This window comes from Streptomyces sp. NPDC041200 (genome assembly GCF_055591805.1).
Genome location: NZ_JBVIZF010000052.1, coordinates 1 through 22,972, shown reverse-complemented (window position 1 = coordinate 22,972; position 22,972 = coordinate 1). Strand labels below are relative to the sequence as shown.

23 protein-coding genes and 1 pseudogene are annotated in these 22,972 nt (G+C 71.7%); 4 read left to right on the top strand and 20 right to left on the bottom strand.

The window, feature by feature from the left end; genetic code table 11:
* Window positions 1–20: 20 nt before the first annotated feature.
* From ACZ6CL_RS39770 to ACZ6CL_RS39690, 17 genes are all read right to left on the bottom strand, one after another.
* On the bottom strand, window positions 21–1,061 hold the full coding sequence (locus tag ACZ6CL_RS39770) for an MBL fold metallo-hydrolase (protein WP_468945672.1): 1,041 nt from the start codon (window positions 1,059–1,061) through the stop codon (window positions 21–23).
* 80 nt (window positions 1,062–1,141) lie between these two features.
* Window positions 1,142–2,659, bottom strand: a complete 1,518-nt coding sequence (locus ACZ6CL_RS39765; RefSeq protein WP_468945670.1) for a class I adenylate-forming enzyme family protein — start codon at window positions 2,657–2,659, stop codon at window positions 1,142–1,144.
* A gap of 12 nt (window positions 2,660–2,671) precedes the next feature.
* Entirely contained in the window at window positions 2,672–2,992 is a 321-nt protein-coding gene (locus tag ACZ6CL_RS39760; RefSeq protein ID WP_385443779.1) for an EthD family reductase, read from the bottom strand.
* A 45-nt stretch (window positions 2,993–3,037) separates the two neighbouring features.
* Window positions 3,038–3,415, bottom strand: a complete 378-nt coding sequence (locus ACZ6CL_RS39755; RefSeq protein ID WP_468945667.1) for a hypothetical protein — start codon at window positions 3,413–3,415, stop codon at window positions 3,038–3,040.
* Entirely contained in the window at window positions 3,412–3,780 is a 369-nt protein-coding gene (locus ACZ6CL_RS39750) for a nuclear transport factor 2 family protein (protein ID WP_468945666.1), read from the bottom strand. The genes ACZ6CL_RS39755 and ACZ6CL_RS39750 overlap by 4 nt, the downstream gene beginning before the upstream one ends.
* Window positions 3,781–4,048: 268 nt before the next feature.
* Window positions 4,049–4,669 carry a TetR family transcriptional regulator gene (locus ACZ6CL_RS39745; RefSeq protein ID WP_468945664.1) on the bottom strand — a complete coding sequence of 207 codons (621 nt, stop codon included), beginning with the start codon at window positions 4,667–4,669 and terminating at the stop codon, window positions 4,049–4,051.
* 111 nt (window positions 4,670–4,780) lie between these two features.
* On the bottom strand, window positions 4,781–5,929 hold the full coding sequence (locus ACZ6CL_RS39740; protein ID WP_468945662.1) for an acetyl-CoA C-acetyltransferase: 1,149 nt from the start codon (window positions 5,927–5,929) through the stop codon (window positions 4,781–4,783).
* A 27-nt stretch (window positions 5,930–5,956) separates the two neighbouring features.
* On the bottom strand, window positions 5,957–6,739 hold the full coding sequence (locus tag ACZ6CL_RS39735) for an enoyl-CoA hydratase/isomerase family protein (RefSeq protein WP_468945659.1): 783 nt from the start codon (window positions 6,737–6,739) through the stop codon (window positions 5,957–5,959).
* Window positions 6,736–7,515, bottom strand: coding sequence for an SDR family NAD(P)-dependent oxidoreductase (locus tag ACZ6CL_RS39730; RefSeq protein WP_468945657.1), 780 nt, complete (start codon window positions 7,513–7,515; stop codon window positions 6,736–6,738). Before ACZ6CL_RS39730 ends, ACZ6CL_RS39735 begins: the two co-directional genes overlap by 4 nt.
* A complete protein-coding gene (locus ACZ6CL_RS39725) occupies window positions 7,512–8,288 on the bottom strand; it encodes an SDR family oxidoreductase (protein ID WP_468945654.1) in 777 nt (258 codons plus the stop codon). Before ACZ6CL_RS39725 ends, ACZ6CL_RS39730 begins: the two co-directional genes overlap by 4 nt.
* The gene (locus ACZ6CL_RS39720; protein WP_468945651.1) at window positions 8,285–9,514 is read right to left on the bottom strand and encodes an acyl-CoA dehydrogenase family protein; all 1,230 of its coding nucleotides are present in this window, start codon (window positions 9,512–9,514) and stop codon (window positions 8,285–8,287) included. Before ACZ6CL_RS39720 ends, ACZ6CL_RS39725 begins: the two co-directional genes overlap by 4 nt.
* 24 nt (window positions 9,515–9,538) lie before the next feature.
* Complete coding sequence (locus tag ACZ6CL_RS39715; protein ID WP_468945649.1) at window positions 9,539–10,513, bottom strand: phosphotransferase family protein; 975 nt, start codon at window positions 10,511–10,513, stop codon at window positions 9,539–9,541.
* Entirely contained in the window at window positions 10,510–11,712 is a 1,203-nt protein-coding gene (locus ACZ6CL_RS39710; protein ID WP_468945648.1) for an acyl-CoA dehydrogenase family protein, read from the bottom strand. Before ACZ6CL_RS39710 ends, ACZ6CL_RS39715 begins: the two co-directional genes overlap by 4 nt.
* Window positions 11,713–11,763: 51 nt before the next feature.
* Window positions 11,764–12,909, bottom strand: a complete 1,146-nt coding sequence (locus ACZ6CL_RS39705; RefSeq protein WP_468945645.1) for a thiolase family protein — start codon at window positions 12,907–12,909, stop codon at window positions 11,764–11,766.
* Window positions 12,906–13,286, bottom strand: a complete 381-nt coding sequence (locus tag ACZ6CL_RS39700) for a Zn-ribbon domain-containing OB-fold protein (RefSeq protein WP_468945643.1) — start codon at window positions 13,284–13,286, stop codon at window positions 12,906–12,908. Before ACZ6CL_RS39700 ends, ACZ6CL_RS39705 begins: the two co-directional genes overlap by 4 nt.
* 5 nt (window positions 13,287–13,291) lie before the next feature.
* A complete protein-coding gene (locus ACZ6CL_RS39695) occupies window positions 13,292–14,080 on the bottom strand; it encodes an enoyl-CoA hydratase/isomerase family protein (RefSeq protein WP_468945640.1) in 789 nt (262 codons plus the stop codon).
* A 95-nt stretch (window positions 14,081–14,175) separates the two neighbouring features.
* On the bottom strand, window positions 14,176–15,363 hold the full coding sequence (locus ACZ6CL_RS39690; protein ID WP_468945638.1) for an acyl-CoA dehydrogenase family protein: 1,188 nt from the start codon (window positions 15,361–15,363) through the stop codon (window positions 14,176–14,178).
* A 185-nt stretch (window positions 15,364–15,548) separates the two neighbouring features.
* On the opposite strand from ACZ6CL_RS39690, the gene ACZ6CL_RS39685 reads away from it, so the two are divergent.
* Window positions 15,549–16,589, top strand: a complete 1,041-nt coding sequence (locus ACZ6CL_RS39685) for an NAD(P)-dependent alcohol dehydrogenase (protein ID WP_468945689.1) — start codon at window positions 15,549–15,551, stop codon at window positions 16,587–16,589.
* 59 nt (window positions 16,590–16,648) lie between these two features.
* The gene (locus ACZ6CL_RS39680; RefSeq protein ID WP_468945637.1) at window positions 16,649–17,407 is read left to right on the top strand and encodes an SDR family oxidoreductase; all 759 of its coding nucleotides are present in this window, start codon (window positions 16,649–16,651) and stop codon (window positions 17,405–17,407) included.
* Between the two features lie 34 nt (window positions 17,408–17,441).
* Here the strand turns inward: ACZ6CL_RS39680 and ACZ6CL_RS39675 are convergent, their stop codons facing one another.
* Both ACZ6CL_RS39675 and ACZ6CL_RS39670 read right to left on the bottom strand, forming a co-directional pair.
* Window positions 17,442–18,743 (bottom strand): MFS transporter, encoded by a 1,302-nt coding sequence (locus ACZ6CL_RS39675; RefSeq protein WP_468945634.1) that lies wholly within the window; start codon window positions 18,741–18,743, stop codon window positions 17,442–17,444.
* Window positions 18,744–18,935: 192 nt separating this feature from the next.
* Window positions 18,936–19,739, bottom strand: coding sequence for an SDR family NAD(P)-dependent oxidoreductase (locus tag ACZ6CL_RS39670; RefSeq protein ID WP_468945633.1), 804 nt, complete (start codon window positions 19,737–19,739; stop codon window positions 18,936–18,938).
* A 160-nt stretch (window positions 19,740–19,899) separates the two neighbouring features.
* Here ACZ6CL_RS39670 and ACZ6CL_RS39665 point away from each other — a divergent pair, with 160 nt between their 5' ends.
* The gene (locus ACZ6CL_RS39665; RefSeq protein ID WP_468945630.1) at window positions 19,900–21,249 is read left to right on the top strand and encodes an FAD-dependent oxidoreductase; all 1,350 of its coding nucleotides are present in this window, start codon (window positions 19,900–19,902) and stop codon (window positions 21,247–21,249) included.
* Between the two features lie 24 nt (window positions 21,250–21,273).
* Here ACZ6CL_RS39665 and ACZ6CL_RS39660 read toward each other — a convergent pair whose 3' ends face one another.
* Window positions 21,274–22,296, bottom strand: a complete 1,023-nt coding sequence (locus ACZ6CL_RS39660; protein ID WP_468945628.1) for a glutathione S-transferase family protein — start codon at window positions 22,294–22,296, stop codon at window positions 21,274–21,276.
* A gap of 435 nt (window positions 22,297–22,731) precedes the next feature.
* Between ACZ6CL_RS39660 and ACZ6CL_RS39655 the strand changes: the two are divergent.
* A pseudogene (locus ACZ6CL_RS39655) lies at window positions 22,732–22,972 on the top strand (amidase domain-containing protein); the annotation flags it as partial.

Here is a 22,972-nt window from a genome sequence, read left to right as displayed (position 1 = left end):
CACTCCCTGACGGGGGCTCATCACCGCACGCGCGTGTACTGGTTGACGCCATCGGTGAACGCCACCGTCACCTGTCCGCTGAGCACGAGGACGTCCAGGTGCGCGGCCGTCTCGTTGATCGCGAGCATCTGGTTGAAGGCGCTGAGGTCCCCGAAGGGCACGGCCCGGCGCGTCCAGGCGAGCCCCCGCGCCACCGCGTGGGCGTCGAGCGTGTCTTCGCCCAGCGCGGCCAGGCTGGCGGCCAGCCGGTCGTCGTGATGGGCGAGCAGTTCGCCGACCCTGGTGTGGGCGCTGCCGGTGACCGGCCCGTGCGCGGGCAGCAGGCGGGCGTCGGCGTAGCGGGTCATCAGCCGCAGCGAGTCGAGGTAATCGGCGAGCGGAGCGCCCCCCGGTTCGGTCAGTTCGAAGCCGATGGAGGGAGTGATGTGCGGCAGGACGTGGTCCCCGGAGAACAGCAGCCCGCGCTGCTCGTCCAGGAAAACCACATGGCCCTTGGTGTGCCCGGGGGTGGGCACGACCTGTAGCTCACGGTCGCCGAAGCGGAGGGTTTCGGCGCCGAGCCAGCGGTCGGGGGCCTCCCACACGCTCGGGTCGTATCCGCCGTGGTCCATCGCCTCGATCTGGTCGGCGAGTTCCCCGGCTCCCGCCGCGCGCAGGGTGCGCAGTGAGCCCGCGGGCCGGTCGCTGCGCAGCCGGTCGAGCATCTCCAGCCCGGGGCGTTCTCCCGCGCCGAGGTAGACGCGCGAGCCCAGCAGTCGGCGCAGCTCCACGGCGTGGGTGTAGTGGTCGCGGTGGATGTGGGTGACCAGGATGTGGCTGATGTCGCCGGGGTCGCGGCCGATGGCGGCCAGGGCCTCCTCAAGCGTTTTGCGCGCCTCGGGGATCGCCCAGCCGCCGTCGATCATGACAATGCCGCCGTCGTCGTCCAGATCCTCCAGGAGGTAGACGTTCACGGCGTGCAGGCCGTCATTGGGCAGCGGCAGGGGCACGCGGTGTACCCCGGGCTGTACGGTCTGGACTCCGGCCGCTGCCCACGGGCCCTGGTCGAACCGCGCTGTCATGATCCTCCTCGTTGATGTACTGCCTGGATCACGTGGGAAGGCATGCCGCGGCGGCAGCCGCTCGCACACGCGCCCCCTCGTCAGGCCCGGTCGGGCTCGTGAGCGTGCAGACCGGCGGCCAGCTCCCGGGCCCCGCCCCGGTCGAGCTTGCCGACCTTCGTCTGGGGCAACTCGTCGGTACCGTACACGTATTCGGGCCACTTGGTCTTGGACAATCCGATGCTCTCCAAGTGGCCGGTCATCTCGCCCAGATCGACGGGCCGGCCGTCCGTGGTGACGACGAGCAGCGCCACGCGTTCGCCGAGGACGTCGTCGGGGACCGGCACCACACACGCCCGGGCCACGCGCGGGTGACCGGCGACCGCGCGCTCGATCTCGGTGATGTCGATGTTGCGGCCGCCCCGGATGATGATGTCCTTCTCGCGTCCCATGATGGTGAGGGTGCCGTCCTCGTGGACCATGAGCAGATCGCCGGTGGGCAGATAGCCGTCCTCCGTCAGCGCCGGGGGAACGGCCCGCCCGTCGCCCGCGTAGCCGAGGAAGAGGGAGGGGCCGCGCACCTGCGCCCGGCCGGTCACCCCGGGCCCGGCCACCTGGCCGTCGGGGGTGAGCGCGCGCACGTCCGTGCCCGGGAAGGGGCGGCCGTCCCTGCCGAGCCGGATCTCCTCGGGGTCGTCGGGGCGCGGCGAGGTGTGGCCGAGGCACTCGGACATGCCGAAGACCCGCAGGATCTTTGTGCCCAGGGACCGTTCGGCCCGGGCCAGGGCCGAACGGTCCATGGGGCCGCCGCCGACGGTGATCGAGCGGACGCCCTTGAGGACGCCGGAACCTGCCGCCTCGTCGCCCATCTGCAGCGCCATGGTCGGTACGCACATGGTCCAGCGGACGCCGGTATCGGCCATCCGCCGCAGCGCGAGGGCCCGGTCCCACTTCCCCGTCATGACGAGCGGCCCGCGCAGCAGGAGGGCGAGATAGACGCCGAAGCAGTACGCGGCTGTCGAGGACAGCGGGACGATCGCGGCGACGGCGTCGCCCGGCGACAGGCCGTTGACGGAGATGGTGGTCGCGGCGGCGTAGCGCAGGGCCTCCTCGGACTGGACGACGCCTTTGGGCCGCCCGGTCGATCCGGAGGTCAGGCCGATGAGGACGCCGCCCGACCAGCGGGACACCTCGCGTTCGCCGGGTGCGGTCAGGCACGTCCAGCCGTCGAGCACGGTCCGTGCCGGGCCGGGCAGCCGTTCGGAGACCGCCCACGCGTCGATCGCCGAGTCCTCGGCGATCACGGCGTCCGGGCGGATGTCCGCCCAGGCGGTGGCGAATTCGGCCTGGGTGGTGTGACGGTTGACCAGGGCGATGACCCCGCCGTCGCCGCCGCTGAGGCCCGCGGCGAGGGTGGCGGCGACGGTGCGCCACGAGTTGTCCGCCTGGATCAGGATGGTGCCGACGGATCCGTCGGCCGTGCCCTCGGACAGCGCCGCGGACAGCCGTGTGGCCTCTTCGAGGAGCTGCCGGGCCGTATGGCTGCCCGTGTCGTCGATGACGGCGACGAAGTCGGCCTCGGCGGCCTGCCGTTGGAACTCCCGCACTACCTGTCGCATATCGTCCCCTCCTCAGGCGGCGAACAGCTCCGCCTCGTGCCCCATGACCGCGATGCGGCGGCCCTTCATGTCGCCCACCTGGGCGACGGCAGCGGCCCATTCGGGGCTCGCGAGGGCCTTCTTCAGGTCCTCGGGGGAGTCGAAGCCGAGGACGGAGAGGCCGTCCCAGCCGTCGGAGCGCGGCTCCAGCGCGGCGTCGATCTCGGTGTGCCGCCAGCTGCGCAGTCCGGGCAGGCGGCAGGTCAGCTCCGCGTGGTCGCCGCGCCACCACGTGATGAACTGCTCGTGTGTCCACTCCGGGGGCCGGGCCGCCAGCAGAACGAGGTTGTACATGAAGCTCCTCCGCACAGTGAGCGGTCAGGGGTCAGGGGCCAGGGGTCAGGTGAAGCGGATCTCCGACGAGCGCCCGATCAGCAGGCGCTGCAGCCTGCCGTCGCCGTTCACCCGCCCGGTGGCGACGAAGGTCGCCTCGGGGACCCCCGCGCGCCGTACCTCGCCCAGGAAGAATTCGTCCCGGCCGAGCGTGGTCGCCGCGAGCCGGTGGTGGGTGCGGGTGCCCTTCTCGCGCTGTTCGAGGTAGCCGACGAGGGCGGCGCGGCCTCCCGCGAAGTCGGTGGCGTTGCCGCCGCCGGTGGAGAACAGGATGGACAGGGCGAAGTCGTCGCTGATCAGGTCGAGGATCCGGGAGGGTTCGTCCCCGTCGAGGATCTCGAACCACGCGGTGAGGAAGGGGGCCGGCGCCGGGGTGTCCGTCATACCCGGCTCCTGTCCCCGGCCCAGTCGATCAGCTGGAAGGGGACGGTGAAGAAGGCCTGGTAGCGGGCGATGAGTCCGCCGGGTGAGAGCACCGCGGCCGAGTGGAAGGAGCCGGTGTACTCCCCGCGCTCGGTCACCACTCCGTATACGGTCTCCAAGTCGCCGTCCCGGCTGTGGCGCAGGATCTCGTGTGTCCGGTCGACGGGATCGCGGCCCGCGATGTACGCGGCGAAGTCCTCCCTGGAGGCGCCGGTGACCTCCTTGCCCGGCAGGGCGAGGAGGAACCGGAAATCCGGTTCCAGCAGTTCGAGCGTCTGTTCCGGCTGGTGGCTGTCCATACCGGCGAAATACGCGCGCAACACCATGAGGGGGCCCTTTCGGTCGGCCGCTCATTAGGGTCTGGTGGATGGTCGCCGGGCGGGAGCGCCGGGGCGGCCGGGAAGGGGCAGCGTTGCCACCCCCTGATCAACTTGAGTCAAGTTCAATTCAGTTTGCATGGTAATCCCGCCGAAATACGGCTGACAAGAGTCCGTACGAGACCATCCTGCGCCCTCGGTGCGGCGGCGGCGCGGGCACGGCAAAGCCCCCGGCGGAAGTCCACCGGGGGCGGGAACGAACGGGTCGCTCAGCGCGTCACGTGGCGACCATCCGCACACAGGCGCCCTCGATCAGCTCGCTGATCTCCGACAGCGGCGTCGGCCCGGACGGCCGGTACCACCGCCAGACGCTGACGATCAAACCGAGCACACCCGCGCCCAGCAGCTGGGCGTCCCGGAGCGGGAACGCGCCCTGCGACATGCCCCTCACCAGCAGGTTCGTCCAGTCCCGCTCGACGAGCTGGACCAGTCGGCGGGCCTCGACGCGCTCGGCCTCCTCCCGCTTGGACTTACGCGGGCCGGAGAGCAGGTCCATGTGGTTGTGCAGGATGCGCATCTGCAGAACCTCGTGGTCGGAGACGTCATACGCCGCGCGCACGGCCGCCCGGAGGGCCTCGACCGGGTCGGTGACGTCCGCCGTGGCCTCCGTGAACTTGTCGTGGGAGCGCTGCAGCTCCAGCCGCATGATGGTGAGCAGACAGTGGGTCTTGGACTCGAAGTAGTGGTACAGCGCCGTCTGACCGATACCGACCCGCTCCGCCACGGTGGACCACTTGGTGGCCTCGAAGCCCGTCTCGCCGAAGCAGTCGACGGCGGCCGCCAGAATGGCGGCGCGCTTGGACCTCGGTCCCGCTTCCGGTTCAACCCTTGTCGCCATGACCCCGTCTCCTGGCCGCCGTCCATCTCGTCGGTACCCGAGAGTAGACCCAAGCTGAACTCAGTTGCCAATCGACTCGGGCCGACCCGGCGTGACTCGGCCCGGCTCGGGTCAGAGGCGCTCCAGCACGGTCGCGTTCGCCATGCCGCCGCCCTCGCACATCGTCTGCAGGCCATAGCGTCCCCCAGTCCTGCGCAATTGGTGGACGAGCGTGGTCATGAGCCGGGCACCGGTGGCGCCGAGCGGATGTCCGAGCGCGATCGCGCCGCCGAAGGCGTTGACCCGCTCCGGGGCGGCTCCGGTCTCCTTCTGCCAGGCGAGGACGACGGAGGCGAAGGCCTCGTTGATCTCGACCAGATCGATCGCGCCGATCGGCAGCCCGGCCTTGTCCAGGACCTTCTCGGTGGCGGGGATCGGGCCGGTCAGCATGTGGATCGGGTCGGAGCCGACGACGGCCATGGTGTGCACACGGGCGAGCGGGGTCAGACCGTGGCGGCGCACCGCCTCGCCGGAGGCGATCAGCAGGGCGGCGGCGCCGTCGGAGATCTGGCTGGAAACGGCGGCGGTCAGCCTGCCGTCCTCGGTGAGGGTCTTCAGTCCGGCCATCTTCTCCAGGGTGGTGTCGGCGCGCGGACCCTCGTCGGCGGAGAGGCCGAAGGCCGGGGTGATCTCGTCGTCGAAGGCGCCGTCGGCCTGGGCGGCGACGGCCCGCAGGTGGCTGGTGAGCGCGAACTCCTCCATGTCCGTACGGGAGATGCCCCACTTCTCGGCGATCAGTTCGGCCCCGCGGAACTGGGAGACCTCCTGGTCGCCGAAGTGCTCGCGCCATCCGTCCCCCGCGTACGGGCTGCCGAGGCCCGCCTGTTCGCCGACGTACATGGGGCTGGCGATGGGCACCAGGCTCATCACCTCGACCCCGCCCGCGACCACCAGATCGGCGGCGCCGGAGCCCACCGCCTGGGCCGCGAAGTGCACGGCCTGCTGGGAGGAGCCGCACTGGCGGTCGATGGTGGTGCCGGGCACGTGCTGCGGCAGGCCCGCGGACAGCCAGGCGGTGCGGGCGACATTGCCGGTCTGGGCGCCGATCTGGCCGACGCACCCGAAGTACACGTCGTCGACGGCGTCCGGGTCGGCGCCGGTGCGCTCCAGAAGGGCGCGCAGCACGTGGGCGCCGAGGTCGGCCGGGTGCACACCGCTGAGCGCGCCCTTGCGGCGGCCGACAGGGGTGCGGACGGCTCCGACGATGAACGCTTCGGACATGACGGGCTCCATGGGTTTCGGAACGGTTCAGGCACGGGGGGCGAAGTCGGGCGCCCGCTTTCCCAGGAAGGCGGCTACGCCCTCGCGGCCCGCCTCGGAGGCGGCCGCGGCGGCGATCGCGCGGGCTTCCCGGTCCAGATGCGGGCCGAGGTCGGCGGTCAGCCCGGCGGCGACGAGACGCCGGGTGGCGCCGAAGGCGGCGGTGGGTCCGCGGCGCAGCGCCTCGGCCGTGCGCGCGGCCTCGTCGGCCAGTCGGCCGGGGGCGACGACCCGGCTCACCAGTCCGAGGTCCGCGGCTTCGGCCGCTGTGACGCGGCGGTTGGTCAGCAGCAGGTCCAGGGCCCGCTTGGGGCCGATGAGGCGGGGCAGGGACCAGCTGACCCCGGCGTCGGGTGTGTAGCCGATGCCGGTGTACGCGGCGGTGAAGGAGGCGGTGTCGGCGGCGAGCGTCACATCAGCGGACGCGGCCAGGCCGAGCCCCGCGCCCGCGACGGCGCCCTGTACGGCGGCCACCACGGGCGCGTCGCTCTCCGCGAAGGCGCGCAGCGCGTCGTGGAGCGCGTCGGTCACAGCGGTGAGGTGCTTCTCCAGTGCCGTGCCGAAGAGCCCGGAGAACTCTTTGAGGTCGCCGCCGACGCAGAAGGACTTGCCCTCGCCGGTGAGCAGTACGGCCCGTACGTCCTCCGCCGCGCAGGTCCGTGCCGCGTCCAGCAGTCCGCGTGCCATGTCCAGGCCGATGGCGTTGCCCGCCTCGGGGCGGCGCAGGATGAGGTGGGCCAGCCCGTTGTCGATGTCGATAGCGACCGTCATCGCGCGGTCCATCCGCCGTCGACGGTGAGGACCTGGCCGGTGCAGTACGAGGAGGCGTCGGAGGCGAGGAACAGCAGCGCGCCGTCGAGTTCATGGCCGTCGCCACCGCGCCGCAGCAGGGTGTTGCGCTCGACCCAGCGGGCGGAGCGCTCGTCGCCGAAGAGGTCCGCGGTCATCTCGGTGCGGAACCAGCCGGGGGCGAGCGCGTTGACGCGGGTGCCGCTTGGGCCCCACTGTCCGGCCAGCTCCCGGGTCAGCCCGATCAGTCCGGCCTTGGACGCGGAGTAGCTCGCGCCACCGAGCGGGGCAGCGGTGACCTGGCCGAGGATGGAGGAGACGTTGATGACGCTGCGGGGCGGCGTGCTCTCCTCCGCGGGCGCCTCGGCCACGAGCCGGGCCAGGTGGAAGGGCGCGGTGAGATTGACGCCGAGGACATCGGCGAAGGCGTCCGGGGATTCGTCGGCGGCGCGGGTCTCGCCGGAGGCCGCGGCGTTGTTGACGAGGATGTCGACGTGTCCGGTGGCGTCGCGCGCGGTCTCGACGAGCCGCGTGCGGTCCGCCTCCCGCGAGACGTCGCAGACGACGGGGTGGATGCGCGCGTCGGAGTCGGCGAGTTCCTTCAGCCGGTCCAGGCGCCGGGCGGCGGCGAACACGGTGGCACCGGCCTGCGCGAGGACAGTGGCGAAGCGGGCGCCGAGCCCGGCGGAGGCGCCGGTGACCAGGGCCGTCCTGCCCTGGAGCGAGAACAGCCGCTCGGCGGGTCGCGGTGTGCTCATCCCTCCACCCCGATCGGCAGGACGGTCGCGCCGCCGTCGAGCACCAGGGTCTGGCCGGTCATCCAGGAGGAGGCGTCGGAGGCCAGGAAGAGCGCCGCGCTGGCCACGTCCTCCACCGTGCCCAGGCGCCGCAGGGGCAGCTTGGCGGTGAGGATCGGCTCGCGGACCTCCCACACCGCGCGCGCCAGCTCGGTCTTGATCAGCCCGGGTGCGATGGCATTGACGCGGGCGCGCGGGCCGAGTTCGTAGGCGAGCTGGCGGGTCATGTGCAGCATGGCGGCCTTGGTGGCGTTGTAGTAGCCGATGTGCGGGTCGACGACGAGCCCGCCGACGGAGGAGATGTTGACCACCGCGCCTCCGTGGTCGGCCATCCACGCCTGCCAGGCGTACCGGGTCCAGGCGACCATGCCGTACTGGTTGACGCGGACGGTCTTCTCCGCGCGCGGAAGGTCCAGGTCGAGCAGATCGCCGTGGTACGGGTTGGTCGCCGCGTTGTTGACGAGGATGTCGAGGCGGCCGAAGCGGGCCATGGTCTCCTCGACGCACGTCTCCGCCTGCTCCGGTTCACCGGCGTTGGCCACCACGGTGTGGATGTCACCGTCGCCCTTGACGCGCAGCAGTTCCTCCCGCGCTCCGGCCAGTCCGGCCGCCTTGCGGGCCGCGATCACCACGTGTGCTCCGGCCGCCCGGTAGGCGGCGGCGATGCCGAGGCCGATGCCACGGGATCCGCCGGTGATGACGGCCACTTTGCCGTCGAGATGGTTGGTGCTCACGCTGTCCCCCTTGTCGGTCCGGTCGTCGCGTACTTGGCCAGCTCCTGGCGGGCCACCGTGCGCAGGTGCACTTCGTCGGGCCCGTCGGCGATGCGCAGTGCCCGGGTGATGGCGTACAGCCGGGCCAGTACGGTGTCGTCGCTGACACCGGCCGCGCCGTGTGCCTGCACCGCGCGGTCGACCACCTTGTGGGCGACCTCCAGCGCCGCGACCTTGATGGCGGCCACTTCCATGCGGGCGGCGGCGTTGCCGACGGTGTCCATCAGCCAGGCCGATTTGAGGACGAGGAGACGCAGCTGCTCGATCTCGATGCGGCTGCGGGCGATCCACTCCCTCACCACGCCCCGGTCGGCGAGGGGCCCGCCGAAGGCGGTGCGCGCGGTGACGCGCTCGCACATCAGCTGGAGGGCGCGCTCGGCGAAACCCACGGCGCGCATCGCGTAGTGCATCCGGCCCGGGCCGAGCCGCCCCTGGGCGAGCGCGAAGCCCTCGCCCTCGCCGCCGAGGATGTTCGCCACCGGTACGCGGACGTCTTCGAACAGCACATCGCCGTGGCCGAGCCGGTCGGTGTAGCCGAACATGGGCAGGTCGCGCAGGATCGTGATGCCCGGGGTGTCCCGGGGGATGAGCAGCATGCTCTGCTGCCGGTAGGTGCGCGCCTCCGGGTCCGTCTTGCCCATCAGGATGATGAGTTCGCAGTCGGGGTCGAGGATCCCGGAGGTGTACCACTTGCGGCCGTTGACGACGTACGTGTCGCCGTCGCGGGTGATGCGGGTGCGGATGTTGCGGGCGTCGGAACTGGCGACTTCCGGCTCGGTCATGGCGAAGCATGAGCGGATCTCCGCGTCGAGCAGGGGCCGCAGCCAGCGCTCCTGCTGCTCGGGGGTGCCGTACAGCGCGAGGAGTTCCATGTTGCCGGTGTCGGGCGCCGAGCAGTTGAACACCTCGGGGCCGATGATGGAGCGCCCGGCCAGCTCCATGAGCGGCGCGTATTCGAGGTTGCTGAGGCCCGCTCCCCAGTCGCCGTGTGCCATGAAGAGGTTCCACAGGCCCTCGGCGCGGGCCTTCTCCTTCAGCCCGGCCATGACCGGAGGCAGCGCGTGCGGGTCGTCCGCCTCGGCCAGCTGCCGGTCGTAGACCGCTTCCGCCGGAAATACGTGCTGCTCCATGAACGACCGTATGCGGTCCTGGAGTTCACTCGCGCGGGGCGAGAATCCGAAATCCACGCTTGCTCCTGTTCAATGGGGCGATCAGCCGAGGATGTCGCGCGCCGTGCGGATCATCGCGGCGATGGTGGGCGGCAGGCGCTCCTGGTCCGGGTCGTGGTGCTTGCCCTCGCGGTGGCGGCGCAGATTGTGGCCCATGATCGCGGCCATCTTCATGCGGCCGAGCGCCCGGAACCAGTCCATCGCGGGCAGGGCGGGCCCGCCGTCCCGGTAGGTGTCCAGGAGGTCGGTCTCACCGGGCAGGCCGGGCACGACGTGTCCCAGGCGGGGGAAGTTGCGGTGGTCGGCGAAGAGCAGGAACCAGCCGAGGTCGATGCGCGGGTCGCCGACGCTCCAGATCTCCCAGTCCACGACGGCCACGGCGCGCTCGTCCACGCACAGCACATTGCCGAGCCGGAAGTCCCCGTGGAGCAGCACCGGCGGGAGGGCGCGCGGCACACCGTCGGCGAGGCGGGCCAGCAACTCCTCCCCGCCGGGCCGCAGTTCGGTGGGAACGGCGTGCAGGGTGCGGCTCCACCGCTCCAGCTCACCGGCGGCGTCGAGGGGTTCGGGCGCACCGAGCCCAGGCGCCCGTACGTCGGTGGTGTGCAGCCGCCGCAGAACGGAGACGATCTCCAGCATCCGGGCGCGGGCCGTCGCGGCGGGCAGCTCGTGCTCGTCGAGGACCGGTTCGACGGCCTCCCCGGCCGCGAAGTCCATCGCGAACCAGGCGGGCTGGGTTTCGTCGACGGCCACGACGCCCGGCACCGGCACCGCTGATCCGTCCAGCGCGCGCAGCACCCGGGCCTGGCGCAGGACGTCGTTGCGTCCGACGGGCCGCTGCCCGGGCGGCACCGCCTTGACGACGTACCGGGCGTCCCCCGCCGTGACCGAGTACGTCAGCCCCGAGTGGCCGCCCGGCAGTACGGCCAGCTCGCCGATGGGCGCGCCCGGGTGATCGCTGGCGAGCCGGTGGCGGACCCGGGCGGCCAGCTCCGGCGCTTGCGTGGTGGTGCTCATCGGACGGGCTCCTTGGGCAGGCCGAGGACGCGTTCGGCGAGGATGGTGCGCTGGATCTCGTCGGTGCCGCCCGCGATGCTGTAGCCGGGGGCGCCGAGCAGATGTTCCGTCCACGCGTAGGTGCCCCACTCCCCCGTGTCCGCCACGAGGCTCGGCCCCAGCAGTTCGGACACCAGGTCGCTGGTGCGGCGCATGGTCTCGGTGGCGTACAGCTTGCCGACCGAGGCCTCCGCGCCGGGCTCGCGTCCGGCGACGAGAGCGGCGGTGACCCGCAGTCCGATGAGCCGCTGGACCAGGGTGCGGATGTGGAGGTCGGCGGCGCGCTGCTGTTCGCCGCCGGTGAGGGGTCGGGGCAGGTGCGCGGCGAGGTCGAGCGCCCGGTCGGCGTTGTCGAGGCCGAGACTGCCGGAGTCGAGCCGCTCGGCGGCCAGCACGCTGAGCGTGACCCGCCAGCCCTCGCCGACGGGGCCGAGCCGGTCGGTGTCGGGGACGCGCACGCCGTCGAGGTAGACCTCGTTGAAGCTGGTGCCGCCGGTCATCTGCCGGATGGGCCGTACGGTGACGCCGGGCGCGTCCATGCGCACCAGGAAGACGGTGATCCCGGCGTGTTTGCGCACCTCCGGATCGGTACGGCACACGGCGACGCCCCAGGTGGCGACGCGGGCTCCGGAGGTCCACACCTTGTGCCCGGTCAGCACCCAGGTGTCGTCCTCGCGGACCGCCCTGGTGCGCACCGCGGCGAGGTCGGATCCGGCCTCGGTCTCCGAGAACAGCTGGCAGGCCAGTTCGTCGGTGCGCAGCATGGGCCGCAGCCAGCGCTCCTTCTGCTCCTCGGTGCCCCAGATGGCGATCGCGGGGGCGACGAGCGCCTGGGTCACCGGGAAGATCTCGGGGCGGTGCGGCACGTCGAAGGCCGCCTCCTCGGCGCGGTAGAGCTGCTCGTAGTACGCGGGCAGACCCCGGCCCCCGTATGTCTCCTCCCACGTGAGCGCGGACCACCCCTGGTCGTAGCGGGTGCGTTCCCACTCCTGGACGCGGGCGGTGTGTGCGCGCTCCTGCTCCTCGGTCCAGTTGTCGAACACGGCGACGGAGTCGGAGCCACTGCCCCACTCCCCGTCGGCGGCGCGGGGCCGGGCGACGGTGCCGAGCCACTGCCGGGCGCGGGCGCGGAACTCCTCGGGTTCCGGGTTGCCGCTCATCTCTTCTGCCACCTCCGATCGGCGGGACGTTCTGCGGGACGTTTCAGCGTTTCAGCGGGACAGCACCGTGCAGGCGCTCACTCCGGGGGCGCCGTACACATGGGTGAAGCCGACGCGGGGCCGGTCCGGGACCTGCCGCTCACCGGCTCGACCGCGCAGTTGCTGGACGATTTCGTAGACTTGGCGCAGCCCCGAGGCGCCGATGGGTTCGCCGTTGGCGATGCAGCCGCCGTCGGTGTTGACCGGGAGCGCACCGCCGATTCCGGTGGCGCCGGAGGCGACCAGCCGCTCCTGCTCGCCGTCCTCGCAGAACCCGCACTCGGCCATGTGCATGACCTCGGCGCCGCTCTCGGTGTCCTGCAGCTGGCAGACGTCGACGTCGCGGGGGCCGAGCCCGGCCTGCTCGAAGGCCGCGGCCGAGGCGTCGCGGCTGACGCTGGTCGGCTCGCCCGCGGGGATCGACGGGCTGAAGACTTCGAACGAGCCGAAGCGCCGGGTGCGCAGCGCCGCCGAGCGCAGGGTGACCGGCGAGCCGTCCATGGTGCGGGCGGCCTCCGGGGAGCAGAGGACCAGCGCGGCCGCGCCCGCTCCGGGGGAGCAGAACATGAAGCGGGTCAGCGGGTCGCTGACCATGCCGGAGCCGAGAATCTCCTCGGCGGACAGCGGCTTCCGCCGCCAGGCCCCGGGGGTCAGGGCGCCGTTGCGGTAGGCCTTCTCGGCGACCCGGGCGAGGGTCCGCGGGGTGACCTGGTGGTCGTACAGATAGCGCTGAGTCTTCATGCCGAAGAACTGGGTGGTCACCATCAGCCCGTCGCTGCCGTATTCCGCGCCCAGGCCCCAGTCCTCGGGCCTCGGATCGAAGGCGCCGCGCGGGTGCTTGTCGAATCCGACGGCGAGGACGACGTCCGCCATACCGGAGCGGATCGCGTTGACGGCGGAGATCAGCGCGCTGCCGCCGGTGGCGCAGCCGTTCTTGACATTGACGAACGGCAGCCCGGTCAGGCCGAGTTGGGCCACCAGGGTGTCGGCGAGGCCCGCGCTGTCGCTGCCGCCGAACGCGGCCCGCACGCGCGACCACGTGATTCCGGCGTCCGCCAGCGCGGCGTTCACCGCGTCCACGGCCAGTTGTCTGCCGGTCGCCTCGGACCGGCCGAACGGGGTACGCCCGGCGCCGCAGATCAGGACGTCGGTACTCATGGGGCCTCCTCGCCGCGAGCGGTGGGCCTGGCCCTCGGGACGCCGGGGCCCGCGGTCACGGTCAGGGGCATGCCGATGCGGATGTCCTCCAGGCCGTCGACATCGAGGACGGCGGCCACCCGCACGCCCTCCGCCAGCTCGACGTAGCCGAGCGCGAACGGCACGAAGCCTCCGGGCGGGGGCTGGTAAGGCGGCGACTTGGGGGCGTACCGCTGCACCGTCCAGGTCCACAGCGTGCCCGTGCCCTGGAGGGCCACCGGATCGGCGGGCCCCCCGCAGCGCGGGCACGTCCCCTCCGCGGGGTAGGCGGTCACCGCGCAGCCGGAGCAGCGTGAGCCCTGGAGCCCGGCGCCCGGACTCCGCGGTTCCGCGGCCATCAGGATCAGCGCCCCTGCCACTTGGGTTCACGCTTCTCCAGGAACGCCGACACGCCCTCGTTCGCGTCGTCGGAGTTGAGCGCAACGCCCACGGCGAGGTGCTCCATCACCATCAGCGACTGGGTGTCGGCGTCCAGGCTCCGGTCGATCGTCATCTTGGTGAGCCACATGGTGAAGGGGCTCTTGTCGGTGAGGTTCCCGATGAAGTCCTCGACGGTCGCGTCCAGCTCGTCGGCCGGTGCGGACTGGTTGATGAGCCCGAACTCCGCCGCCTCGACGCCGGAGAGGAGCTTGCCGGTGAGCATCAGCTCCTTGGTCTTGCGGATGCCGATCATGCGCGGCACCCGGTAGATCGGGCCCGCGCCGCCGAACAGCGCGCGGCGGATATGGAAGTCGCCGATCTTGGCGTCGTCGGCGGAGATGGCGAAGTCGCAGGAGATCATGATCTCGAAGCCACCGGCGGTGACGTAGCCCTCCAGGACCGCGACCGACGGGGTCTTCATCGAGTAGAGCCGGTCGCACACCTTCGCGGACTTCACCGCCACGTCGATCGCGTTCGACTTGCCGACGTACTCGGCCTTCAGGCTGTCGAGGTCGAAGCCCGAGCAGAAGGTTCCGCCACGGCCACGGACCACCAGGACCCGCAGCTCGGGGTCCTCGTCGACCTCGGTGATGATCTCGTCGAGCCGGTCCAGGATCGGCACGGTGACGCAGTTCTTCTTCCAGGGGCGGTTGAGCCACACCCGGGCGATGTGGCCGTCACGCTCGAACTGGATCTCGTCTTCCACGGTCATACCCTCACCCCTCTAAACTGAACTGAATTCACTACAACTCTGTAAGGCGGGAGCGGCGCTGTCAACCCCCTTGGTCGAGACATCCGACGCGAAGATCAGATCGAACCTGATTCAAGGATGAGTCCGGTGAGCCGTGTGCGGTGCCGGTCCGCCGTGCCGAGAAGCACCTCACCGGCGCGGGAGCGGCGCACGTACAGATGGGCCGGGTGCTCCCAGGTGAAGCCGATGCCGCCGTGCAGCTGGACGTACTCGGCCGTGGCCAGCCGGAAGGTCTCGGAGCAGACCACGGCGGCGGCACAGGCGGCCACCGGCAGCTGCGGCGGGGCCACGGCGACGCAGGCCGTTGCGTACGCGGACGCCGAGCGCGCCGCCTCCAGGGCGACCAGCACATCGGCCAGCCGGTGCTTGACGGCCTGGAAGGAACCGATGGCCCGGCCGAACTGGTGGCGCTGGGCGACGAATTCGACCGTGGCGTCCAGGGCGTGCCCGCTGCCGCCGACCTGTTCGGCCGCCAGCGCGGCCCGCCCGGTGTCCAGCGTCGCCGATACGGTGGCCTCGGCGTCCTCCACCGTGCCCACCGGGACGGCGGGCGCGCCCCGGAACTCCAGCAGCGCCTGGCGCCGCGTCTCGTCCAGGACGCGGCGCGGCGTCCGGCGACAAGTCGCGGGGTCCGGCTCGCAGGCGAACAGCCGGGGCCCGGCGGAGGTCCCGGCCCGGACCAGGACCAGGTCCGCACCGGCCCCGTCGAGCACGAAGTCCGCCCGCCCGCGCAGCACCCATCCGGCGCTCCCCCGATCGGCCGTGACCCCGGGCCCCTCGTCGCCGAACCCTTGACCGAGCCCTTCACCGGGCCCTTCACCGGGCCCTTCGCCGAACCCGGCCACGGCCGCGGTGAGCGCGCCGTCGGCGATGCGAGGCAGATAGCGCTCGCATGCCGCGCGGTCCCCGGCGTACAGCAGGGCATGCGCGGCCAGGACCACCGTGGGCAGCAGCGGCGCACAGGCCAGAGCCCGCCCGGCTTCCTCCAGGGCGACCGCCAGCTCGGCGAAGGTGAAGCCCGACCCGCCGTACTCCTCGGGAACGGCCAAGCCGTGGACCCCGATCTCGCCCGCGAGCCGCGCCCAGAGCGTTTCGTCGTATCCGCGCGGTGTGGCCAGGTGTTTACGGAGGTCCTCGGGGCCGCTCGCCTCGGCGAAGAAGTCCCGCAGGACGGTGCGCAGCTGCCGCTGTTCGTCCGTTTCGGACAGCAGCCGGGGGGCGATCTCGGGATGGCGAGGGTGCATGGGGGCTCCATCGTGCTCGTACGACGGGATCAGATCTAAGAATTGAACTCAATTCACGACCGTAGGCACGGAATCCCGCCCGAGCAAGACCTCCGTACGTCCGATCCCTTCGCTGGCCATCTACTGAACTCACTTCACCTCTGTTACCGTGGCGGCCGCAGCCCGCCACGACTTGGACGGTGATGATGAGGGCAGTGCGGCTGACGGCGTGGGGCGATCCCCCGGCACCGGCCGATGTCGAGCGACCCGTCCCCCACGGCGCGCAGGTCCTGGTGCGGGTGGAAGCCACCGGGCTGTGCCACTCCGATCTGCACGTCATCGACGCGGCCCCGGGGGCGCTCCCCTACCGGCTGCCGTTCACGCTCGGCCATGAGGTCGCCGGGCGGGTGGCGGCCCTGGGGCCCGACGCCGACGGAGTGGGGGTGGACGATCCCGTGGTGCTCTACGGGCCATGGGGCTGCGGCGCCTGTGGCCGTTGCGCCGCGGGCTGGGACAACTACTGCGACCGGCGCGACACGCTCCCCTGGCACGGCGCGGGCCTGGGCCGGGACGGCGGAATGGCCGAGTACGTGCTCGTCCCGTCCGCCCGTCATCTCGTACCGGCCCATGGCCTCACGGCCGAGCACGCGGCCCCGCTCTCGGACGCCGGTCTGACCTCGTACCACGCGGTGGCCGGGCTCCGGCACGCGCTCGGGGAGGGCGCCACCGCCGTCGTCATCGGCATCGGCGGGCTCGGCCACCTGGCGGTGCAGATCCTCCGCGCGACCACGGCGTGCCGCGTGCTGGCGGTCGACGTCCGGGAGGAGGCCCTGGCCCTCGCGGACCGGTCCGGCGCGGACTTCGGCACCCTGCTGCGGCCGGACACCGCCCAGGTACTGAGGACGCGCGGCGGGGGCGCGGGAGCGGACGCGGTGCTCGACTTCGTCGGCACCGCGGACACACTGGAACTCGCCACCGGCGTCCTGCGGCCCGGTGGCGAACTCGCCGTCGTCGGCAGCGGAGGCGGCTGCCTGACGGTCACCAAACCGGGCGTTCTCCCACCCGGCTTCCGGCTCTCGTTGCCCTTCTGGGGGCCTCGCCCCCAGCTCGCCGAGGTGGTCGCGCTGGCACGTTCGGGGGCACTGCGCGTCGAGACGGAGCGGTTCCCGCTCTCCGCCGCGCCGGAGGCCATCGACCGGCTGCGCCGGGGCAGGGTGCGGGGGCGGGCCGTGCTCGTGCCCGACTGATCGATACGTACCCGGCTGATCGATACGGAGAGGGAATCGGCATGGAAAGGAAGCCCGGCATGCGCTTCGAAGGAAGGGTCGCGATCGTCACCGGCGGGGCCCGGGGCATGGGCGCCGCGCATGTCCGCGGGCTGGCCGCGGAGGGGGCCCGGGTCGCCGTCTGCGACCTGCTGGACGACGAGGGAGAGAGCCTTGCGGGCGAGATCCCCCAGGCGCGGTACTGCCATCTCGACGTCACCGACGAGGCCCAGTGGGAGTCCGTCGTCCGCACCGTCGAGGACACCCTCGGCCCGGTGGACATCCTGGTCAACAACGCCGGGATCATTCACTTCGGCGGCGTGGAAGAGCAGTCGCCCGAGCAGTTCCGCCAGATCCTCGACGTCAATCTGGTGGGCGCCTTCCTCGGCCTGCACACCGTCCTGCCCGGCATGCGCGCCCGAGGCCAGGGGTCGGTCGTCAATGTCTCCTCGGCGGCGGGCCTCATGGGGTTCGCAGGTGGCATCGGCTACGTGGCGAGCAAGTGGGGGGTGCGTGGGATGACCAAGGCCGCCGCGCTCGACATGGCGGGCACGGGGATACGTATCAACTCCGTGCATCCTGGCGTCATCCGCACGCCCATGGGTGAGAGCGCCTCACCCTCGCTGTTCGCCCGTCAGCCGGTGGCCCGCATCGGTGAGCCCGACGAGGTCACCCGCATGGTGCTCTTCCTCGCGAGCGACGACGCCTCCTACACCACGGGCGGGGAGTTCCCCGTCGACGGCGGCCAGACCATCGGCCATGTCGGCCACGCCCACGCGGCGGACGAGGACGGTGCGTGACCCGCGGCCGCCGCCCCTTTCGCCTCCCACGCCCTTACACATCCTTGCGGACGGTGGACAGCGCGCCGAGCCCGATCAGGCAGACGGCCATCACGAAGAACGCCGGTGAGAGCAGGTTCCCCGTCCGCTGGACCAGCCACGCCGCGATGTAGGGAGCCGTGCCACCCGCGAGGACGGTGCCGATGTTGTACCCGATCGCCATCCCGGTGTACCGGACCCGGCGTTCGAACAGATGCGGCCACAGGCTGGCCGCGGGGACCTGCACGAACGCGCTGCTCAGCATGAAGAGCAGATACGCGAGCCCCGCCACGGCCAGGCTGTGCCGCCCCATGAGCGACATCGCGGGGTAGGCCGTCACCAGGAAGCCCAGCAGCCCGCCGAGCAGGACGCGGCGGCAGCCGAACCGGGCGGCGAGCTTGCCCGCCGGCACCATGAGCAGCACGGTGATGAGCACGACGCCCGCGGTCAGCCAGAACACGTGCGTGGGGTCGTAGCCCAGGTTCGTGGTCATGTAGATGCCCATGTACGTCAGCCCGAGGAAGATGGCGCCGCCCTGGGCCATGGCCAGGCCGATGGACTGCAGCAGCGCGGTGCGGTGGGTGGCCAGGACCTCCCGGATCGGCGCGGTGGGGATGTCGGCGCGCCGCGCGGCCTCCTCGAATTCCGGGGTGTCCTCGATCCTCAGCCGGGCCCACAGACAGATCAGAGTGAGGGGTACGGCCATCAGGAAGGGCAGCCGCCACCCCCAGTCGGCCATCTGGTCCTGGGTGGTGAGGGCGGAGATCGCCCCGGCGGTGGCGGCCGCGAACATGAACCCGAGGTTGGAGCCGATGGGTGTGACGGCGCCGAGGAAGGCCCTGCGCCGGGGCGGCGCCGACTCGTAGATGTAGGTGTAGGCGCCGACCGACTCGCCGCCCGAGGAGATGCCCTGCACCAGCCGGGTGAGGAAGAGCAGCACCGCGGCGAGCACGCCGATCTGGTTGTAGGTCGGCAGCAGCCCCGTGACGCTGCTGGCCACGCCCATGCACAGCACAGAGGAGACCAGCGCCTTGCGGCGGCCCAACCGGTCACCGAGCCACCCGAAGAAGACACCGCCGAGCGGCCGCACCACGAGGCCGGTGGCGAGCACCGCGAGCGCCGCCAGCGTCGAGGCCGTCGGATCCTCGTTCGGGAAGAACTGCGGGGCGATGGCCACGGCGAGATAGCCATATATGCTGAAATCGTAGTATTCGATCAGTGTGCCGATGCTTCCGGCGAGCATCGCGCGGCGCACCGTGCGGGGATCGTAGGGCGTTGGCTCCGCCCCTGGCGGGGCGGGCTGCTCAGTGGTGCTCATGATCCGGCTCTCCTTCCGAATGGCACGGATCCGTGCCTTGCCGACGCCCGGGACGCTACAGAACTGAACTCAGTACAGCTAGCCTTAGGTACGGATTTCTCGGCTGGACCGGAAGGTGGCACGGGAGGCTACGCGCGGTGATCTGAATTTGGTTCGATTCACAAGGAGCAGCCTCGGCCGGACCGATGACCTTCAGGCGGTGAACCGGCCTCCGTTGGCGAGCAGCACCGCGCCGATCAGGTTCGCCGCGGCGTCGCTCGCCAGGAACAGGGCGATGTCGGCGATCTCCTCCGGGGTCGCGTACGGCCGCACCCGCGCATCGGCGAACCCCGTGCGCAGAACCTCCGGTGTGCGCGTGGCCATCCCCGTCTCGGTCGGCCCCGGCGCGACCACGTTCACCCGGATCCCGGACGGGATGACCTCCTTGGCCACGGCCTGGCACAGGGCGTGCACCCCCGCCTTGGACGCGGCGTAGTGGGGGTAACCGGCCGGGGTGTCGAAGGCCGACGACGAGCCGATCACGACGATCGCCCCCGCCTTCGCCGGGCGCATGGCCCGCACCGAGGCGCGCAGCACGTGGAAGGTGCCGTCGAGGTTGATCCGCATGACGCGCCGCCAGGCCGCGTCGTCGAGCGCGTCGGTCACCTCGGGTACGCGGCCCTCCACCAGGGCGTCCGCGATGCGCTGCTTGGCCTGCGGATCGTCGACCCCGGCAGCGTGCACCACGAGATCGAGCCCGCCGTGCCGCCGCGCCGCGTCGTCCACGGCGTGGTCGACCGCCGCGGCGTCCGCCACGTCGACCGTGAGCGCCTGGCCGACCGGCACGTCCCGCGCGACGGCCGCCGCGCTCGCGCCATCGACGTCGGCCAGGACCACGGCCCGGGCTCCTTCGGCCGCCAGCCGCCGGGCGACCGCCGCCCCCATGCCCGAGCCCGCACCCGTCACCAGGGCGGCCTTGCCCGCGAACCGGCCCGTGTGTGCGCCTTCATCCGTCATGACGACCTCCCGCGCTACCGTTGTTGAACTGACTTCACCTCTCCTATCGCGCCGACCGCGGAGGCAACAAGACCCAGGCAGCGGTCTTGAGATGTGAATTGGATTCGGTTCTACTGAGATGCGGACCTGCGGACACCAGTGCCGGGCAGAGGAGAAGCGCGTGGACACCGAAGTCGTCGATCTGCTCATCATCGGGGCGGGCATGGCAGGTCTGACCGCCGGTGCCCGCGCCGTCCGCGGTGGTCTGTCCGTGGTGGTCGTGGAAACGAGCGAGGACGTCGGGGGCTCCGCGCGTTTCGCCGGTTACGCGTGGACCGCTCCGAGCCACGAGGTCATGGACCAGCACAATCCACGAGGAGACCGCACGCTCAAGCGCGCCCTCGTGGGCCGGTTCGACGAGGGTGTGTCATGGATCCGCTCCACCGGGGTGGAGGTCAAGGACGCACAGCGCATCCTGAGCTTCGGCCGCGGACACCAATTCGACACCAACCACTACCTCGACACCTGCCGTCGGCTCATCCTCGACGGCGGTGGCCGGGTCCTGCTCACCACCCACACCGAACACCTGCTGACCGGCCACGGCGCCGTCGTGGGAGCGCGGCTGAGGTCATCCGACGGCACGGTCAGGGAGGTCGGCGCCCGCGCCACGCTGCTCGCGACCGGAGGGTTCCAGGGCGACCCCGCGCTCCGCGCCGCTCATGTACACCCCCACGGCGACCGCATGGAGCTGCGCTCCAATCCCCACAGCCGAGGCGGTGGCTACCGCCTGGCCACCCGCGTGGGCGCGGCCACCGGCCACGCGGACGCCGGATTCTACGGCCACCTCATCCCGAGCGGCGTCCCCTTCGCCGACCCGGTGGACTTCGTCGATCTGTCGCTGTACTACAGCGAGCACGCGCTGCTGTTCAACCTGCGCGACGAGCGGTTCACGGACGAGACGCTGGGCGACCACCTCACCGCCATGGCGCTGCTGGACCAGCCGGAGAGCCGGGGCCTGCTGGTCGCCGATGCCCGGGTCTTCCGCGACTGGATCACCGGTTCGTACGTCGACGGCGCGGTCGCCGTCGACAAGTTCGCGCTGGCCAGCAAGCGGGGCGGCCGCGCGGGACTGGCCGAAGACCTCGACGAACTGGCCCATCTGCCCGAGGAGTGGGGTTACCGGGGCGACGCCGTCCGCGATGGCGTCAAGCGGTTCAACGAGCGCGCCTCGGCGGGGCTCGCCACCACCCCCGGCCGGGAGCTGGACCCGCTGCCGCTGGACGAACCGCCGTACTACGTCATCGAGACGGTACCGGCCATCACCTTCCCGTTCCACGGCGTGCGCATCGACGACCGGGCCCGGGTCCTCGCGGAGAACGGGGAGCCGCTGCCAGGGCTTCTCGCCGCCGGTTCGGACACCGGCGGCCTGTGGCACCGCGCCTACGCGGGCGGTATCGCGTCCGCCCTCGTCTTCGGGCTGACCGCGGCGGACACCGCCGCGGCGTCGGCCCGCCACCCACGCCGCCCCTGATACGAGGCTGTGGCGGCGGGCCCGTCAGCGGGCGCGTCCGGCCTCCGGAACCGTCTCGCCGGGTGGCACCGGACCGGGAGGGGTACCGTCGCCGAAGGGGCGGCCGCCCAGTTCCTCGCGTCCGTGCGGGGCCGACCAGCCGGAGAGGCAGGGGCCGAGGGGGACGATGCGCCGGGGGTTGATGTCGGTGTGGACCTGGTAGTAGTGGCGCTTGATGTGGTCGAAGTCCACCGTGTCCCCGAATCCGGGCGTCTGGAAGAGGTCGCGTACGTACCCCCACAGCACCCGGTCCTCGCTCAGCTTGTTCCGGTTGCACTTGAAGTGGCCGTGATAGACCGCGTCGAAGCGCACCAGCGTGGTGAACAGCCGGATGTCGGCCTCGGTGATGGTGTCGCCGACCAGATAGCGCCGCGTGGCCAGACGCTCCGACAGCCAGTCCAGACGGTCGAAGAGCCGCCGGAAGGCGTCGTCGTACGTGCGCTGGTGCCGGGCGAAACCGGCCCGGTAGACGCCGTTGTTCACATCGCGGTAGACCGCCTCCATCACCTCGTCGATCTCCTCGCGGTGTCCCTCCGGGTAGAGGTCCGGCGCCCCCTCGCGATGCAGGGCGGTCCACTGGGTGGCGAGGTCGAGGGTGAGGCGCTGGTAGTCGTTGGTGACCAGCTTCCCGCTGGGAATGTCGACGATCGCGGGCACGCTCACGCCGCCCGGGTACTCCCGCTCGCGGGCGTCGTACGCCTCGCTGAGGTACGCGATGCCCAGCACCGGGTCCCGCTCCCCCGAGTCCAGCGTGAAGCGCCAGCTCCGCTCGTCCTGGATGGGGTCCGCGATCGCCAGCGAAAGGACCGGTTCCAGGCCGAGCAGCCGCCGCGAGACCAGCGCCCGGCTGGCCCAGGGGCAGGCCCGGCTGACGACCAACCGGTAGCGCCCGGCCTCGACGGGCCAGCCGTCCCGGCCGTCGGCCGTGATCCGGTCGGAGAAGTGCGGCCCGGACCGGGTGAATTCCTTCTGGCCAGCGGTGCTCAATTCGGCCACCTCCCGAAGCATGCGGCGCGTCTGTGACCGCCGACGTGTGTACGGCTCGGCTCACCACCTACCCTGCCCCCATCCGGAGAGTCCTGCGATGTGGCTCGCTGCCCCACGGTCGGCCGCCCGGTGGCCGGTGTCGGGGTGCTCGCCGTGGCCTTCAGCCCAGAGGGTTGCCCAGGGCTGGTGGCCCAGGGCGGCCTGGTCGGGCGACATGGGCCAGCTGCCGTCGCTGACATTGCCGCCGGACAGTGACTGCTCCTCGGGCTGCCGCACAGAGCCGGCCTAAGAACCGGGCCAGTCCGTGAAAGTGGGCATTATCCCGTAGATGGAGAACCCGTGAACACCACTTCGCATCCTGCACACAAAATCACCAAAGTGGCGGCGCATATGCAAGTATCCGACCCCCCGGGTCGATCCGGCCCGGGATGCGGAGGGGAAACCATCGTGAAATCAATGACCTTCAGATCCGCTGCCGGGGCGGCACTGACGGTGGCGCTGACGGCCGTGGCACTGCCCGCCTCTGCCGCGAGTGCGGCGCAGACGGGTGTGGTGGACGGTGCGACCGCCACGTCCTTCGGGCAGTTGGCCGACGCGGTGCTCACCGAGCGTACGGCGGCACTGCTGGACGGGCAGCAGGCGCGGCGCGCGGCGGCACCGGTCGCCAAGAAGGCGCGGCTGTCGGCCGGTCTGACGC